The 15,643-nt window shown below is 75.6% G+C and carries 15 protein-coding genes; 9 read left to right on the top strand and 6 right to left on the bottom strand.

From position 1 onward, the window contains the following. Positions 1–80: 80 nt before the first annotated feature. Positions 81–845 carry an SDR family NAD(P)-dependent oxidoreductase gene (locus DMP17_RS35000; protein WP_226357605.1) on the bottom strand — a complete coding sequence of 255 codons (765 nt, stop codon included), beginning with the start codon at positions 843–845 and terminating at the stop codon, positions 81–83. Between the two features lie 14 nt (positions 846–859). Beyond that, positions 860–1,861, bottom strand: coding sequence for an acetamidase/formamidase family protein (locus DMP17_RS34995; protein ID WP_062395873.1), 1,002 nt, complete (start codon positions 1,859–1,861; stop codon positions 860–862). A gap of 111 nt (positions 1,862–1,972) precedes the next feature. Between DMP17_RS34995 and DMP17_RS34990 the strand changes: the two genes are divergently transcribed. Both DMP17_RS34990 and DMP17_RS34985 read left to right on the top strand, forming a co-directional pair. Then, positions 1,973–2,593 (top strand): L-threonylcarbamoyladenylate synthase, encoded by a 621-nt coding sequence (locus DMP17_RS34990; RefSeq protein ID WP_226357604.1) that lies wholly within the window; start codon positions 1,973–1,975, stop codon positions 2,591–2,593. Positions 2,594–2,826: 233 nt separating this feature from the next. Further along, positions 2,827–4,560, top strand: a complete 1,734-nt coding sequence (locus DMP17_RS34985) for a hypothetical protein (RefSeq protein ID WP_337831785.1) — start codon at positions 2,827–2,829, stop codon at positions 4,558–4,560. Here DMP17_RS34985 and DMP17_RS34980 read toward each other — a convergent pair whose 3' ends face one another. Continuing rightward, a complete protein-coding gene (locus tag DMP17_RS34980; RefSeq protein ID WP_337831784.1) occupies positions 4,561–5,523 on the bottom strand; it encodes a pseudouridine synthase in 963 nt (320 codons plus the stop codon). 26 nt (positions 5,524–5,549) lie between these two features. On the opposite strand from DMP17_RS34980, the gene DMP17_RS34975 reads away from it, so the two are divergent. From DMP17_RS34975 to DMP17_RS34960, 4 genes are read left to right on the top strand one after another with little or no spacing between them, the layout of a single operon-like run. Continuing rightward, on the top strand, positions 5,550–6,170 hold the full coding sequence (locus tag DMP17_RS34975) for a LysE family translocator (protein ID WP_226357601.1): 621 nt from the start codon (positions 5,550–5,552) through the stop codon (positions 6,168–6,170). 60 nt (positions 6,171–6,230) lie between these two features. Further along, positions 6,231–7,727: a GntP family permease gene (locus DMP17_RS34970; RefSeq protein ID WP_337831783.1), complete on the top strand. Its 1,497-nt coding sequence runs from the start codon at positions 6,231–6,233 to the stop codon at positions 7,725–7,727. An 8-nt stretch (positions 7,728–7,735) separates the two neighbouring features. After that, positions 7,736–8,953 carry a CaiB/BaiF CoA transferase family protein gene (locus DMP17_RS34965; RefSeq protein ID WP_337831782.1) on the top strand — a complete coding sequence of 406 codons (1,218 nt, stop codon included), beginning with the start codon at positions 7,736–7,738 and terminating at the stop codon, positions 8,951–8,953. Next, complete coding sequence (locus DMP17_RS34960) at positions 8,950–9,879, top strand: hydroxymethylglutaryl-CoA lyase (protein WP_337831781.1); 930 nt, start codon at positions 8,950–8,952, stop codon at positions 9,877–9,879. Before DMP17_RS34965 ends, DMP17_RS34960 begins: the two co-directional genes overlap by 4 nt. Before the next feature lie 24 nt (positions 9,880–9,903). Here DMP17_RS34960 and DMP17_RS34955 read toward each other — a convergent pair whose 3' ends face one another. Together DMP17_RS34955 and DMP17_RS34950 are read right to left on the bottom strand one after the other, a co-directional pair. After that, complete coding sequence (locus DMP17_RS34955) at positions 9,904–10,671, bottom strand: IclR family transcriptional regulator (protein ID WP_226357597.1); 768 nt, start codon at positions 10,669–10,671, stop codon at positions 9,904–9,906. After that, positions 10,668–12,074, bottom strand: coding sequence for a xylulokinase (locus tag DMP17_RS34950; protein ID WP_337831780.1), 1,407 nt, complete (start codon positions 12,072–12,074; stop codon positions 10,668–10,670). Before DMP17_RS34950 ends, DMP17_RS34955 begins: the two co-directional genes overlap by 4 nt. 71 nt (positions 12,075–12,145) lie before the next feature. Here DMP17_RS34950 and DMP17_RS34945 point away from each other — a divergent pair, with 71 nt between their 5' ends. Genes DMP17_RS34945 through DMP17_RS34935 form a run of 3 tightly spaced genes read left to right on the top strand, consistent with a single transcriptional unit; the run spans position 12,146 to position 14,155 of the window. After that, on the top strand, positions 12,146–12,343 hold the full coding sequence (locus tag DMP17_RS34945) for a hypothetical protein (protein ID WP_073574504.1): 198 nt from the start codon (positions 12,146–12,148) through the stop codon (positions 12,341–12,343). Position 12,344: 1 nt separating this feature from the next. After that, complete coding sequence (locus tag DMP17_RS34940; protein WP_337831779.1) at positions 12,345–13,103, top strand: SDR family NAD(P)-dependent oxidoreductase; 759 nt, start codon at positions 12,345–12,347, stop codon at positions 13,101–13,103. Further along, positions 13,091–14,155: a phosphotransferase family protein gene (locus DMP17_RS34935; protein WP_337831778.1), complete on the top strand. Its 1,065-nt coding sequence runs from the start codon at positions 13,091–13,093 to the stop codon at positions 14,153–14,155. Before DMP17_RS34940 ends, DMP17_RS34935 begins: the two co-directional genes overlap by 13 nt. On the opposite strand, the gene DMP17_RS34930 is transcribed toward DMP17_RS34935, so the two are convergent. After that, a complete protein-coding gene (locus tag DMP17_RS34930) occupies positions 14,142–15,587 on the bottom strand; it encodes a cytochrome P450 (RefSeq protein ID WP_337831777.1) in 1,446 nt (481 codons plus the stop codon). The two genes, DMP17_RS34935 and DMP17_RS34930, sit on opposite strands and share 14 nt — an antisense overlap. Positions 15,588–15,643 lie beyond the last annotated feature (56 nt).

Genomic DNA, 15,643 nt, shown 5'->3' with positions numbered 1-15,643 from the left:
GGTGAGGTGACCCTAACCCGAGACCGGTTCGGGATGGACTGTCCGGTTCCGGGAGATCGTCCGGCCGCCGCCGGGACCGCTCAGAGCTGCACCCCGCGGGTCAGCGCCCCGTCGACCACCAGGTTGGTGCCGCTGATCCGGCTCGCCCGCGGGCTGACCAGCGAGACCACCGCGTAGGCGGTCTCCTCCGGGGTGCCCATCCGGCCGGTCGGGTTGAGCCCCATCGCGTGCGCGTACAGCGCGGGGTCGTGCTGCTCGACGTTCGCCCACACCCCGCCGGGGAAGTAGACGTTGCCGGGGGAGACGGCGTTGGCCCGGATGCCCTTCGGCGCGAGGTCGAACGCCAGGCCGGAGACGTAGTGCACCAGCGCGGCCTTCATGACGCCGTAGGAGCCGTCGGCGAAGTCGATCTCGCGGCCGGACACGCTGGACACCGCGGTGACCGAGGCGGCGTCGCTGCGCTCCAGGTGCGGCAGCGCGGCCTCCACCAGGCGCACCGTGTGCAGCAGGTCGACCTCGAAGCTCGAGCGCCAGTTCTGCTCGCCCGGGCCGATCGCGAGCGCCGAGACGTTCGCGACGACCGCGTCGACGGCGCCGAAGCGCTCGGCGGAGGCGGCGACCCAGCCGGCCAGCGCGTCGCCGTCGGCGACGTCGACCGCGGTCCCGGCGACCTCGCCGGCGCCCGCGGCGCGCAGCTCCTGCTCGGCCGCGGCGACCCCGTCGGCGTCGCGGGCGCAGAACGCGACCCGCGCGCCCTCCGCCGCCAGCCCGGCGACGACCGCACGCCCGATCCCGCGCGACCCTCCGGTCACGAGCACGACACGACCGTTCAGCAGCATGTCCATGGAAAGGGCCTCTCTTACAGGGAGCGGGCCTGCTCGCGCAGGTGACGGTGGACGCCGCCGTAGGCCGCGGCGGCCGGGAGCAGCGCCTTCGCGATCTTGGTGACGGCGCTGTAGTTGGTGTCGACGACGTTGGCCAGCGGCGACTCCGCGGCCTGGGTGAGCAGCTGATAGGCGTCCAGCCGGTCCAGCCCGTACAGCTCGCCCAGCCAGGCGATCATCCCGACCTGGCTTGCCCGCCACGCGTCCTCCAGCGGACGGGAGGACCCGACGACGACGTAGTGGGTGTCGGTCTCGATCCGCGGCCACGCCGGGACCGGGGCGTTCTTGATCAGCTCGACGATCAGCACGACGTCCATCGCGCCCTCGACGGCCGTGCCGCAGCTCTCGCCCTCGCCCTGGCGGTAGTGGCCGTCGCCGACCGAGAACAGCGCACCGGGCACGTTGACCTGCAGGTAGCAGGTGGCCCCGGCGCGCATCTCCGGGGTGTCCATGTTCCCGCCGAACACGTCGGGCACCAGCGAGCTGCGCACCTCCCGCCCGGGCGGGGCGACGCCGACGGTGCCGAGCATCGGGTTGCACGGCAGCTCCAGGCGCAGGTCCGCGCTCGTCGCCTCGAACAGCACCGTCCCCGCGGCCCGGTCGAGCTGGTAGATCCAGGTCCGCTCGGGCAGCGGCTCGTGCAGCAGCGCGGTGCGGTCGGTCGTCGACAGCGCCCCGAACAGCGGGATCAGGGTGGAGGCACCCCAGTCCCGGGCCGGTGTCAGCTCCACGAGGTGGATGGCCAGGGTGTCGCCCGGCTCGGCGCCCTCCACGTGGAACGGCCCGGTCTGCGGGTTCACCTCGCTCATGTCGAGCACCGCGCTCGGCCGGTCCGAGGTGGACGTGAGCCGCCCGGAGAACGCGTCCTCGGTCCACAGCCGCAGGCAGGTCCCGGGCGCGACCCGGCGCACCGGGGGCACGCCACCGAAGGTCCAGGCGAACTCGTGCCGTTCCGGCCGGTATTCCACGACGTGCATGGATCGCATCCTGGCCCCCTCCGCGCGTCGCGGGCAACGGTTTCCCGCCGCACCGCGACCGCCCGGTCGTCGATCCCCCCGGGTGGGCCGCCGAGCCGGTACGTTCGCGCGATGGCCCGGTACTTCGACGTGCACCCGCAGAACCCGCAGCCGCGCAGCATCGGACAGGTCGTGGACCTCGTGCGGTCCGGCGGCCTGATCGCCTACCCGACCGACTCGTGCTTCGCGCTGGGCTGCTCGCTGGGCAACCGCGACGGCCTGGAGCGGATCCGGCAGATCCGCAAGCTCGACGACCGGCACCACTTCACCCTCGTGTGCGCGGAGTTCGCGCAGCTCGGGCAGTTCGTGCAGATCTCCAACGCCGTGTTCCGCGCGGTGAAGGCGTCCACCCCGGGCAGCTACACCTTCATCCTCCCGGCCACCAAGGAGGTGCCCAAGCAGCTGCTGCACCCGAAGAAGAAGACCGTCGGCGTGCGCATCCCCGACCACGCCACCACCCAGGCGCTGCTGGCCGAGCTGGGGGAGCCGCTGCTGTCCTCGACGCTGCTGCTGCCCGGCCACGACGAGCCGATGACGCAGGGCTGGGAGATCAAGGAGGAGCTGGAGAACCAGGTCGACGCGGTCATCGACTCCGGGGACTGCGGCACCGAGCCGACCACCGTCGTCGACCTGTCCGGCGACGAGCCGGAGATCGTGCGGCACGGTGCGGGGGACCCGTCGCGGTTCGAGTGAGGACCCCTCCGGCGCGGCCGCCCGGCCGCCCGTCGTGCCCGTCCGGGCACCTCTGGTGACCCGCCGGCGGGGGGCGCGCCGCCCGCCCGTCCACGATCCACCGCCCACCGCATCAGAGCGAGCGCTGGGCGGACCGACGAGTAGGCTTCGCAACCGTCCCGCCCGCTACCCGAGCGGGTACTGACGTGGCGTCCGACCCCGGGCGCCGTCCGAACGGTTCGGAGGACGATCGCGTGGCGCGAGACGACCCGCCGCCCAACCCGTCCGGCCCGGCGGGTGCCTCGGCCGGGGACGCGGTGCTCGCCGCGATCGCGCACCGGCTGCGGGCCCGTTCGGAGCGCCAGCAGCTGCTGACCGAACGCCTGCGTGCCGGTGAGCTGCGCCCGGGTGCGCTGGCCGACCTCGCCGAGCTGGCGGCGGCCGCCCGCCGCGGGGCCCGCGACGGCGACCACATCCTCGTCCTCGCCGGCGCCCCCCGCGGGCCCCGGCTCGCCGCCCCGCCGACCCCGCTCGGGCAGGCGCTCAACACCGTCGTCTCCGCGAGCGAGGCGGCCTCGCGCACGATCGTCCCGCCGACCCCGAGCGTCTCGGTCGACGCGACCGCCGAGCCCGTCCTGGGCCAGATCCTGGCCGAGCTGCTCGCCCACGCCGCGAGCGCCACCCCGGCCGGGGAGCGCATCGAGCTGCTGACCCGCTGGGGTCCCGACGGCGGGATCGTCGTCGAGCTCCAGGGGACCCAGCCGCCGCGGCACCGCACCCCGGTCGAGGAGCTGGACCGGGCGCTGGGCTCGGCGACCCCCGGCGGCCCGGTCGCCCCGCAGGAGATCGGCCTGCACGTGGCCGCGCGGCTGGCCCGCGCCATCGGTGCCCGGCTCGGCGTCCGCGCTCCCGCCGGGAACTCCGCGATCGCCCCGATCGCCGTGCTCCACCTGCCGTCCTCGGTCCTCGGCGGTGGCCGCTCGGAGTCTGCGGCGCCCGCCGCGGAGCCGCAGCCGGCCGAGTCCGTCGAGCAGGCCGGGACCGGGGCGACGGCGTCGCTGCGCCGCCCGGCACCGGACGCCGCCCCCGCCCCCGCACCGGCCGCGTCGGCGGACGTGCCGTGGCCGCCCCGGGAGACCCCGGTGGCGGAGCCCGAGCGCAGCTGGCCGCCGGTCGCTCCCGAACGGGACGAGCCCGCGGCACCCGCCGGGCTGCCCCGCCGTGCCCCCCGCCCGGCCGGCGGGATCGCGGCCGCGGCCCCCTTCGCCGGCTCCGGTGCCCCGGCTGCCCGTCCGCACGCCCCCGGCCCGGCCGGTCCCGGCTCGGGCCCGCGCCCGCCGTACGGGCCGCCGTCGCCGGCCACGGGCCCGGCGCGCAACGGCGCCCCGCCACCGCCGCCCGCGCCGGAGGACCCCCCGGCCACCGAGGCACTTCCCGTCACCGGTGCGGCGGGGACGACCCCACCGGTGGAGCTGTTCGGACCGTTCGACTCGGAGGTGCCGGTGCCCGTGGACGACGCGGACGACACGCCGATCTTCGCGGCGGTCGCCTCGGCCTGGTTCCGTGAGCCGGGATCGACCGAGACGACGGCGCTCCCGGTCACGCCGAACGACAACTGGCGCACCGCGGGCGACGCCGAGTTCGACGCCGCCCGGATCCGGGCCGACCGGGTCGTCGACCTGCCGACCACCGCGCAGGGCCTGCCGCAGCGCCTGCCCGGGCAGGCGATGGTGCCGCCGTCGTGGCGGGACACCCCGAACGGCGTCGCGCCGACCGGGTCGCGGGAGCGCCAACCCGACCGGGTGCGCAACCGGCTGGCCAGCTACCAGCGCGGTCTGCGCGAGGGCCGCCACCGCGCCGCGGAGGACCACGGCCCGCACGGACCGGCCGGTGGTGCGCGCAACGGCGCCGTCAACGGCGCGCCGGTGCCCGGCGGGCACCGCAACGGCCACCACCTCGACGACGGCGACGACCGCAGCGTCGGCTGATCACCACTCGTGCGGCGTCCCGGCGGCCCAGCCGTCCGGGTCGTCCCACGCCTGCAGGGTGCGGCCGCTGACGAAGCGCCGCCGCGCCCCGGTCACCGGGTCGTCGAACTCCAGGGCACGCGAGAGCAGCTGCAGCGGGCGGGTGAAGTCCGCCGGTGCCCGCCGGTGCAGCTCGGGGTAGACGTCGTCGCCGAGGATCGGCACGCCCAGCCCGTTCAGGTGCACCCGCAGCTGATGGGTCCGCCCGGTGCGCGGGGTCAGCCGGTAGCGGGCCCGCTCGCCCCGCACCCCGGCGAGCTCGACGCGGGTCTCGGCGTTCGGCTCGCCGTCCTCGGTGACGGCGGCGAACACCCCGGGGCGCTTCACGATCCGCGACACCTCGGTGCGCGGCAGCTCCAGGTCCGGGTCGAACCGGGCGAGCGCCTCGTAGGTCTTCGTGACCCGGCCGCGGGCGAACAACGTCTGGTAGGCGCCGCGCAGCTCGGGTCGCACCACCAGCAGCAGGATCCCCGCGGTGGCGCGGTCGAGCCGGTGCGCCGGGCTGAGCGCGGGCAGCCCCAGCTCGTGGCGCAGCCGCACCAGCACGGTCTGGCGGACGTGGCTGCCCCGCGGGATCGTCGCCAGCAGGTGCGGTTTGTCGACGACGACCACGTCGTCGTCGGCGTGCAGCACCGGCAGCCCGAACGGCACCGGTACCTCGTCGGGCTCGTCGCGGTAGAGCCACAGCGTCGTCGACGGCGTGTACGGCGTGGCCGGGGTGACCGGGCCGGCCGCGGTCACGATCTCCCCGGCGGCCAGCCGCGCGTCGATCCGCTCCGCGACGTGCGGGAACCGGTCGACGAGGTGGTCGCGCATCGTCGCCCACCCGCCGGTCGCCGGGGTGCGGACGCGGGCCGGCGCGAGGCCGTCGACCGTCGGGAGCGGGGACGCCTCCCGGGACGTGCGGCGCCGGCGGGATCTCACGGGGCAGCAGCCTACGATGGCCCCTCGTGAGCTGGACGTCCTACGGTGCCTATCTGTTGATCGTCGTCGGGCTGGTGCTGATGCCCGGCCCGGACACCTTCGTGATGCTGCGCGCCTCGCTGGTCGGCGGGCGCGCGGGCGGGCTGTCGACGCTGGCCGGGGTGTTCACCGGCAACGCCCTGCAGGGCAGCGCCGCGGCGTTCGGGCTCGGTGTGCTCGTCGCGAGCTCGCACACCGCGTTCACCGTGATCCGCTGGGCCGGGGTGGTCTACCTCTGCGTGCTCGGGGTGCAGGCGCTGCGGGCCGCGCGCCGCGGGGACTACCCCGTGGTCCCCGACGGCGGTCCGCGGGTGCCGGTGCGGCGGTCGTTCCTGGTCGGCTTCGGCTCGAACATCACCAACCCGAAGGTGCTGGTCATGTACCTGTCGGTGCTGCCGCAGTTCCTCGTGCCCGGGGTGACGACCACCGCCGACGCGCTGCTGCTGGCGCTGTCGGTGGCGGTGCTCGGCGGCGTCTACGGGGTGGGCCTGGTCCTCGCCGTGCACCGGGCGCGGGCCTTCTTCACCCGGCGCCGCGTGCGCCGCGCCGGTGACGTCGTCGCCGGGGTCGCGCTGATCGGGTTCGGCGGGGCGCTGGCCGCGACCTGACCTGCGGGGTTGCCCGCATGGTGGGTCTGTGTTCATGATGTGGGTACGACACTGTCGTCGATGCCCAGGGGGATCATCGTGTCGGACACCGTCATCGTGGTGAACACGGCCGTCGCCGTGCTCGCCGTCGTCGTGCTGATCGTGAGGTTCCGGCTCAACCCGGTGATCTCCCTCGTGATCGGCGCCGTCTACCTGGGCCTGACCGCCGGCCTGGGGGTGACGGGGACGGTCGACGCGGTCACCGGCGGGTTCGGCGACATCCTGGCCGACGTCGGGCTGCTCATCGCCTTCGGTGTCCTGACCGGCGCGATGCTGCACCACGCGGGCGCCATCGAACGGCTGGTCTCCGCGCTGCTGACGGCCTGCGGCCCGCGCGGGATGCCCTACGCCACCGCCGTCACCGTCTCCACCGCACTCCAGTCGATCTTCGTCGACGTGCTGCTGGTCATCTCCGCGCCGCTGGCCCGCCGGATCGCCCCGCGCATCGGGGACAAGGGGCTGCCGCGGATGGCGACGGCGCTCGCGATCGGCCTGGAGTGCGGGATCGTGTTCATGGTCCCCGGTGTCGGCGCGGTCGCGCTCGCCGGTGTGCTCGGGGTGCCGCTGGGCCAGATGCTGATCCTGGGCCTGGTCGTCGTGGTGCCGACCGTGCTGATCGCGACCGGGATCATGTCCGTGCTGCTGCGCCGCGGCTGGTGGGACCCGCACCGCGACGAGCAGGAGCCGGTCGCCGCGGGCGTGCCCGCCGGTGCGGAGGCCCACGCGCCGGACAGCGCCGCACCCGACGCCGCACCCGACGCCGCACCCGACGCCGGGAGCGCCGGCGGACGGCCCACCGGTGCCGGTTCCCCGGACGGCGGGGGCGCGGTCCCGGCCGCCGTCGGCACCGCGGTGTCCGGCACCGCGCGTCGCGAGCTGCCGCTGGCCCTGCTGTTCGGGCCGCTGCTGGTGGGCCTGCTGCTCATCGCCGCGGGCGCCGTCCTCGACGCCGCCGGGATCACCCACCCCGTCATCGCGTTCCTGGGCGAGCCGGTGATCGCGCTGCTGCTCGCGCTGATCGGGACCACCGCCGTCGTCGGCGTCGCCCACGGGCGCGGCATGGTCGAGTCCGCGGTCTCCGACGGGTTCCGCGAGAGCGGGCAGATCCTCATCCTCACCGGCGTCGGTGGCTCGCTCGCCACCACGATCTCCGACGCCGGGCTGGGCGAGATCCTCGGCCGCTTCTTCTCCGCCAGCACCGCCGCCCCGCTGCTGATGGTGTGGCTGATCGCCGCCGTGCTGCACGTCGCGATCGGGTCGGTGACGATCTCGGCGATCACCGCGGCCGGCGTGCTCGCCCCGGTCGCCCCGGTGATCGGCCTGGCCCCGGTGCTGATCGCGCTTGCCGCCGGTGCCGGGGCGCTGTTCGCCATCCACGTCACCTCGAACACGTTCTGGCTGCTGCAGTCGCTGCTCGGACAGTCCGTGCGCGGGACGCTCAAGACCTGCTCGGTCGGGGTCTCCATCGCCTCCGTCGTCGCGATCCTGGTGATCCTGCCGCTGTCGCTCGTCGTCTAGGGAGAGTCGTGTCGCAACTTCCACTGTCCGGGGTCCGGGTGCTCGAGCTCGGCAACTACATCGCCGCCCCCACCGCGGGACGCCTGCTCGCCGACTTCGGCGCCGAGGTGATCAAGGTCGAGCGTCCCGGCACGGGCGACGAGATCCGCAACTGGCGGCTCTACGCCGGGGACACCTCGATGCTGTACCGGACGCTGAACCGCAACAAGCGCTCCATCACCCTCGACATGCGTTCGGCCGCGGGGAAGCAGGCCGTGCTGGACCTGGCCGCCCGCTCCGACGTGGTGCTGGAGAACTTCCGGCCCGGCACGCTGGAGAAGTGGGGGCTGGGCCCGGCCGAGCTCGACGCCGTCAACCCCGACGTCGTGCTCGTGCGGATCTCGGCGTTCGGGCAGACCGGGCCGCTGTCGTCGCGGCCGGGGTTCGCCGCCGTCGCCGAGGCGATGGGCGGGCTGCGCGCGCTGGTCGGGGAGGCCGACCGGCCGCCGTCGCGGACCGGGGTGTCGATCGGGGACTCGATCGCCGGGCTCTACGGCGCGTTCTCCGCGATGATGGGCCTCTACCAGCGCGAGAGCCGCACCGACCGGCCCGCGCTGGATCGGCGCTGCATGGACGTCGCGCTCAACGAGGCCGTGTTCTCGATGATGGAGTCGCTCGTCCCCGACCACCTCGCCTACGGCGTCGAGCGGCGCCGCGTCGGCGGGCGGATGGAGGGCATCGCCCCGTCCAACGCCTACGTCTGCGCGGACGGGGGCAGCGTCGTCATCGCCGGCAACGGCGACTCCATCTACGGCCGGTTCATGACCGTCATCGGCCGCGCGGACCTGGGCGGCGACCCGGACCTGGCCTCCAACGCGGGCCGCTGGGCGCGCCGCGACGAGCTCGACAGCGCCATCGAGACCTGGACCCGCTCGCTGCCCCGCGACGAGGTCCTCGCGAAGCTGGAGGAGGCGGGCGTCCCGGCCGGGCCGATCCACTCCGCCGCCGACATCGTCGCCGACGAGCAGTTCCGCGCCCGCGACATGGTCCAGTACTTCGACGTCGACACCGGCGGCGACGAGCCCGCCCGGGTCGGGTTCCCCGGCATCGTGCCGGTGCTCGACGGCCGCTCGGTCCCGGTCCGCTCGGTCGGGCCGGACCTGGGCGCCGACACCGCCGACGTACTCGGCGGGCTGCTCGGGTACACCCCGGACACGATCCGGGCCGCATCGGGGGAGGACGCATGAGCACCGACGGGGTCGTCCTGCGGGACGTCACGCTGCGCGACGGGCTCCAGCTCACCGGCAAGCCGCTGCCCACCGACCGCAAGGTCGGGCTGGTCCGCGCGCTGCTCGGTGCGGGCGTGCCGGAGCTGGAGATCGGGTCGCTGGCCCGCGGCGACCTGGTGCCGCCGCTGGCCGACACCCTCGACGTCGTCGCCGCGCTGACGCCGGAGGAGCTGGAGCGCTGCTGGGTGTGGGTGGCGACGCCGCGGCACGTGCAGAAGGCGGTGGCCGCCGGGGCCCGCAACGTGCAGTACTGCTTCTCGGTGTCCGACGCGCACAACAACGCCAACATCGGCCGTGACACCGCGGTCTCCCTCGACGCGATGCCGCAGGCCGTCGAGTACGCGCGCGCCGCGGGCGGACGCATCCAGCTGTGCCTCGCGACGGCGTTCACCTGCCCGTTCGACGGCCCCGTCGACCCGGACCGGGTGGTCGAGATCGTCGCCGACCCGCGCACCGCGGGCTCCTGCGACGTCGTCGTCTGCGACACCCTCGGGCAGGCGAACCCGGCCGAGGTCGCCTCGCTGGTCGGGCGCGTCGCCGCGGTCGCCGACGGCCGTCGCGTCGCCTTCCACGGCCACGACACCTGGGGCCAGGGCGTCGCGAACGCGCTCGCCGCGGTGCAGAACGGTGCGACCGTCCTCGACGGCGCGCTGGGCGGACTGGGCGGGTGCCCGTTCGCGCCCGGCGCCAGCGGCAACACCGCCAGCGAGGACCTGCTGTTCGCACTGCGCCCGGACTGGCTGACCCCCGCGGTGCTGGCCGAGCTCGTGACCTGGTCGGAGGACCTGCTCGCCGAGCTGGGGGAGCCGATGCGCTCGGCGACCGCGCGCGGCGTCCGCTCGAACGCCGAGGCCTTCCCGTGGACGGCGGGGCCGCGCGGCTGAACCGCCCGGCCCGCGCCCGCCGGGTCAGCCCGGCGGGCGCCCGCCGAGGGTGCGGGTCAGCCGCTCCGCGGCCCCGACCAGCAGGTCCACGCACTTCTCGCACTCCGAGCGGCCGAACCGGATGGTCGGCCCGCTGACGGTGAGCGCCGCGGTCACCTCCCCGGCATGGTCGAACACCGGCACGGACAGCCCGGAGCCGCCGTCGTCGCGCTCGGCGACGGTGATCGCGAACCCGTCGCGACGGGTGTCGGCCACCAGCTCCCGCAGCCGCTCCGGGCTGGTCACGGTCCGGTCGGTCAGCGGCTCCAGGGGGCCGGACAGCACGTGCTCGGCCCGCTCGGGTGCCCAGGCCAGCAGCACCCGGCCGGCCGAGCCGGTGTGCAGCGGCACGATCCGCCCGACGTGCATCTCCCGGCGCAGCGCGTGCCGCGTCTCGGCGACGGCGACGCACACCCGGTGCCTGCCCTCGGCCCGGAACAGCGACGCGGTCTCCCCGGTGGTGTCGCGCAGCTCGCGCAGCAGCGGCCCGGCCAGCTCCAGCAGGTCCACCCCGCGGGCCGCGGCCCCGGCCCAGTAGGCCATCCGGATCCCGATCCGGACCCGGTCCCCGACCCGGTCCAGCAGCCCCTCGGCGACCATGTTGGACACCAGCCGCTGCACCGTCGAGGTCGGGATGCCGGTCGCCTGCTGGATCTCGCCCAGCCCGAGCACCGGGCGCTGCAGGGTGAACGCGTCCAGGATGTCGGTGATCTTGCCGAGCACCAGGAGCCGCTTCGGGCCCTCGGTGGTCATCCCGCGACCCGGTCCAGGAAGGCCCCCGCCGCCTCGCGGTAGCGCTCCCACGCCGCCGGGGCCGGGTCGGCCTCGTAGCGTGCCGGTTCGGCACCGGCGCTCCACGACGGCGGCGTCGCGCCGCCGTGCAGCGCCCACGCGGCCTGGCGGGCGGCGCCGTCGGCCACGTACTCGCCGGGCTCGGGCACCCGCACCGGCACCTCGAACACCTGGGCGGCGATCCGGCAGACCGCCTCGGAGCGGGCCGCCCCGCCGACCAGGGTCACCCCGGACACGGTGACGCCCTGCTCGCGCAGCGCCTCCAGCCCGACCCGCTGCGCGGACAGCATGCCCTCGACCGCGGCCCGGGCCAGGTTCTCCCGGGTCCCCGACGCCAGCGTCCACCCGTGCAGCGCGCCGGTCGCGTCGGGCAGGTTCGGGGTCCGCTCGCCCTCCAGGTAGGGCACCACGACCAGGCCGCCCGCGCCCGGCTCGGCGGCCAGCGCGAGGCGGCCCAGCTCGTCGTGGTCCACGCCGAGGAGCCGCCGGGTCGCGTCCAGCACCCGGGAAGCGTTGAGCGTGCACACCAGCGGGAGGTAGGCGCCGGTGGCGTCGGAGAACCCGGCGACGATCCCGGACGGGTCCTGGGCGCGGCGCTCCGAGCGGGCGAACACCGTGCCGGAGGTGCCCAGCGAGACGACGACGTCGTCGCCGGCGTCGACACCCAGCCCGGCGGCCGCGTTGTCGCCCGCCCCGGCGCCGACCCGGATCCCGCCCGGCCCGTCGACGGACTCCGCCGGGCCGAGCAGCCGCGGCAGCACCGGCGTCGACCCGAAGAAGCGTTCCAGCAGCTCGGGGCGGTAGTCGACGCCGTCGAACCAGCCGGTGCCCGAGGCGTCGGACCGGTCGGTGACCAGCTCGTCGAGACCCGCGCCGCCGGGGAGCCCGCCACCGCGGAGCTTCCAGGTCAGCCAGTCGTGCGGCAGGCACACCGCCGCGGTGCGGGCGGCGTGGTCGGGCTCGTTCCCGGCGAGCCAGCGCAGCTTGGCCAGGGTGATCGAGGCCACCGGCACGACGCCGGTCGTCTCCGCCCACCGCTGCGCGCCGAACTCGTCGACGAGCTCACGGGCGGCGGCGGCCGAGCGGGTGTCGTTCCACAGCAGCGCGTCGCGGACGACCTCGCCGCGGTCGTCGAGGCAGACCATGCCGTGCTGCTGGCCCGCGACCGACAGCGCCGCGACGCCGTCGAGGCCGCCCGCGTCGTCGATCGCGGCCTGCAGCGCCTCCCACCAGATCCGGGGCGCGATCTCCGTGCCGTCCGGGTGCGCGGCGCGCCCGGAACGGACGAGCTCGCCGGTGTCGGCGTCGCGGACGACGACCTTGCAGGACTGGGTGGAGGAGTCCACCCCGAGCACCAGTGCCATGCCCCCAGCCTGCCATCGCCGGACCGGCGCGGCGGGAGACAGGCGGGGTGGATCGGTGCCAGGGTGGTCCCATGAGCGACGAGCAATGGTTCTACTGCCTCAAGCACGGCACCGTGGAGACCGCCGACGGCTGCCGGTCGGCCGACCGGCTCGGCCCGTACCCGGACAAGGCCACCGCGGCCCGCGCGCTGGAGATCGCCAAGGAGCGCACCGAGTCCGAGGACCGCAAGGATCGCGAGTGGAACGCCGGGGGCTCCGGGGCGTCCTGAGATGAGCGCGTCGAGCGACGGGGGCCGGGTCGTCGTCGTCACCGGCGGGAGCCGGGGGATCGGGCGGGCGGCGTGCGCGGCGTACGCGGCCCGCGGCGACACGGTCGTCGTCGCCAGCCGCAGGGCCGAGGCGTGCACCGCGCTGGCCGCCCAGCTGACCGCGGAGCACGGCACGCCCGCGCTGGGCGTCGGCTGCCACGTGGGCCGCTGGGCGGACTGCGACGCGCTGGTGGACCGGGTGCTCGCCGAGTACGGCCGGATCGACGTGCTGGTCAACAACGCCGGCATGTCCCCGCTCTACGGGTCGCTCACCGAGGTCACCGAGGAGCTGTTCGACAAGGTCCTCGCGGTGAACCTGCGCGGCGCCTACCGGCTCGGGGCCCGCTGCGGGGAGCTCATGGCCGCGGCGGGCGGCGGCGCGATCGTGAACGTCTCCTCGGTCGCGGCGGTCATGCCCGGCCCCGGCGAGCTGCCCTACGCGCTGGCCAAGGCCGGGCTCAACGCCCTGACCGTCGGGCTCGCCCGCGCCTACGCGCCGTCGGTGCGGGTCAACACGGTGATGCCCGGTCCGGTCCGGACCGACATCGCCGAGCACTGGACCGAGGAGTTCCGCTCGCAGATCGCCGGCACCGTCCCCGCCGGACGGGTGGGGGAGGTCGCCGAGGTCGTCGGCGCGATCCTCTACCTGACCGGCCCGGACGCCAGCTACACCACCGGCGCGACGATCAAGGTCGACGGCGGGATGGCGTGGTCGACGTGAGGTCCCCGGCCGACGTCGTCGACCGGGCCGCGCTCGGGGCCTGGCTGCGCGAGCAGGGCCTCGGCGACTGGTCCGGCGAGCTGGAACCGGTCGGCGGCGGCACCCAGAACGTGGTGCTGCGCACCGTCGTCGACGGCAGGCCGCTGGTCCTGCGCTCCCCGCCGGTGCACCCGCGGCCGGGGTCGGCCCGCACCCTCGCCCGCGAGATCACCGTGCTCGGCGCGCTGCGCGGCACCGACGTGCCGCACCCGGAGCTCGTCGCCGCCTGCACCGACGCCGAGGTGCTCGGCAGGCCGTTCTACCTGATGTCCGACGTGGACGGCGTCAACCCCGGCGAGCGGGTCTCGCCCGAGCAGGCCGCGACCCCGGCGCTGCGGCACGGAGCGGTGCTCGACGTGGCCCGGGCCGCGGCCCGGCTGGGACGTCTCGACCCGGCCGCCGTCGGGCTCGACGGGCTGCGCCGCCCCGGCCCGTTCCTGGAACGGCAGGTGCCGCGCTGGACCGAGCAGCTCGCGTCCTACTCCGAGGTGCCCGGCTACGACCCGGGCGACCTGCCCGACGTGGCCGTCGCCGCGGACTGGCTGACCCGGCACCGGCCGCCCGAGCCGGAACCGGGCGTCGCGCACGGGGACCTGCACCTGAACAACGTGCTGCTGGACCGGACCCGGCCGCGGGTGGCCGCGCTCGTCGACTGGGAGATGTGCACCGTCGGCGATCCGCTGCTCGACCTCGGCTGGCTGCTGGTCACCTGGCCGGTCGACCCCGTCGGGTTCGGCGCCGGGACCGAGCTCGCCGGGCACGGCGGGCTCCCCACCCGGGCCGAGCTCGTCGCCGCCTACGTCGACGCCGGCGGCCGCGACACCACCGGCATCACCTGGTACGCGGGGCTGGCCGCGTTCAAGCTGGGCGTGGTGCTGGAGGGCACCTGGGCGCGGGTCGCCGCGGGCGAGGCGGACCGCGCGGTGGGGGAGCGGCTGCACGGCGCGGCCGTCGCGCTGCTGGAGCTGGCCGTGCGGATCGCCTGCGACGAGTGGGCCGTCAGCGCGGGGTGAGCCGCACCGGGATGCCGCCCACCGGCACCGGCAGCGAGGTGTTGTCCCAGCGCAGCCGGTAGGAGGGCTCGACGCTCCACCGGTAGCGGCGCAGCATCTCGTGCAGGATCGCGGTGACCTCGAGGGTCCCGAAGTGCAGCCCGATGCACTTGTGCACGCCGCCGCCGAACGGGATCCACGCGTCGCGGTCGGAGCGGTCCTCGCGCCGGTCCGGGCCGAACCGCTCGGGGTCGAAGCGCTCCGGGTCGGTCCAGCAGGACCGGTCGTAGTGGTTCACCGCCTGTGCGACGACGACCCGCGTCGCCGCCGGCACGTGGTGCCCGGCGACCGTGGTGTCCTTCACCGCCGTCCGCATGACCAGTGGTACCGGCGCGTCGAGCCGCAGGGCCTCCCGGATCACCAGGTCCAGCGAGGTCAGCTCGCGCAGCTCGGCCACGGTCGGGGCGCGGTCCCCGATCCGCTCGGCGAGCGCGTCGGACTCGGCGCGGCAGCGCTCCTGCCAGACGGGGTTGCGCGCGAGGTGGTGCGCCGCCGACGCCGTCGTGGTGGTCGAGGTGTCGTGCGCGGCCATCATCAGGAAGATCATGTGGTTGACGACGTCGTCGTCGGAGAACGTCTCGCCGTCGTCGGTGCGGGCGTGGCACAGCGCGGAGAACAGGTCGGTGCCCCCGCCCGCGCGCTTGGCCGCCAGGTTCTCCCGGAACCAGTTCTCCAGCACCACCCGTCCGCGCAGCCCGCGCCGCCACCGGGTGCCGGGCAGGTCCTTGCGGACGAAGGAGTTCGCGGCCCGGACGCAGTCGACGAACGCCCGGTTCACCGCCTCGGCCTCCGGCCCGGAGCGGGCGTCCATGAACACCGCCTGCGCCACGTCCAGGGTGAGCCGCTTGAGCGCCGGGTAGAGCCGCAGCCGCTCCGGCCAGGTCGGCAGCACCTCGCGCACGACCGGGGTGGTCGCGGCGACGTAGCTGGAGATGCGGTCCGCGGTGAACGCCTCCTGCATGATGCGCCGGTGTGCGCGGTGCTCGTCGAAGTCGAGCAGCATCAGGCCGCGGTGGAAGAACGCGTCGACCGTCGCACGCCACCCCTCCTGGGAGAACGCCTTGTCCCGGTTGGTGAGCACCTCCCGGGTGGCGGCCGGGCCGGTCACGACGATCGCCCGGCCTGCCGGGGACCGCATCCACCACACCGGGCCGAGCGCCTCGGTGCGGGCGCGGGTGAAGCGGTGCCCGAACCGGACGTAGGCCAGCGCGTGGCCGAGCAGCGGCATGCCGTCGTCGCCGGGGACCTCGGCCAGGCCTTGCGGTGCCGGGCCGAACGGTGCGGGGCGGCGGCCCTGGGCGCCGGTGGCCAGCAGCGCGTCGTCGAGCCGGTCGGGCGCGGGCAGGGTCAGGACGGACGACCAGCGCTCACGCGCCTGCTGCACCAGCTTCACGGGCCTGCTCCTCGGGCGTCGACGTCGGTGTCCCCGCCGAAGTTAGACACATTCGG

It is taken from the genome of Pseudonocardia sp. TMWB2A, from assembly GCF_017312135.1.
Note: the sequence above shows the minus strand (reverse complement) of the source record. Positions and strands in the feature narration are given on the sequence as shown.

What these genes read in the sequence shown, in the direction of transcription:
- DMP17_RS35000 (WP_226357605.1), bottom strand. Translation starts at nt 845, where the DNA reads ATGGACATGCTGCTGAACGGTCGTGTCGTGCTCGTGACCGGAGGGTCG.
- DMP17_RS34995 (WP_062395873.1), bottom strand. Translation starts at nt 1,861, where the DNA reads ATGCACGTCGTGGAATACCGGCCGGAACGGCACGAGTTCGCCTGGACC.
- DMP17_RS34990 (WP_226357604.1), top strand. Translation starts at nt 1,973, where the DNA reads ATGGCCCGGTACTTCGACGTGCACCCGCAGAACCCGCAGCCGCGCAGC.
- DMP17_RS34970 (WP_337831783.1), top strand. Translation starts at nt 6,231, where the DNA reads ATGCCCAGGGGGATCATCGTGTCGGACACCGTCATCGTGGTGAACACG.
- DMP17_RS34960 (WP_337831781.1), top strand. Translation starts at nt 8,950, where the DNA reads ATGAGCACCGACGGGGTCGTCCTGCGGGACGTCACGCTGCGCGACGGG.
- DMP17_RS34955 (WP_226357597.1), bottom strand. Translation starts at nt 10,671, where the DNA reads ATGACCACCGAGGGCCCGAAGCGGCTCCTGGTGCTCGGCAAGATCACC.
- DMP17_RS34950 (WP_337831780.1), bottom strand. Translation starts at nt 12,074, where the DNA reads ATGGCACTGGTGCTCGGGGTGGACTCCTCCACCCAGTCCTGCAAGGTC.
- DMP17_RS34945 (WP_073574504.1), top strand. Translation starts at nt 12,146, where the DNA reads ATGAGCGACGAGCAATGGTTCTACTGCCTCAAGCACGGCACCGTGGAG.
- DMP17_RS34940 (WP_337831779.1), top strand. Translation starts at nt 12,345, where the DNA reads ATGAGCGCGTCGAGCGACGGGGGCCGGGTCGTCGTCGTCACCGGCGGG.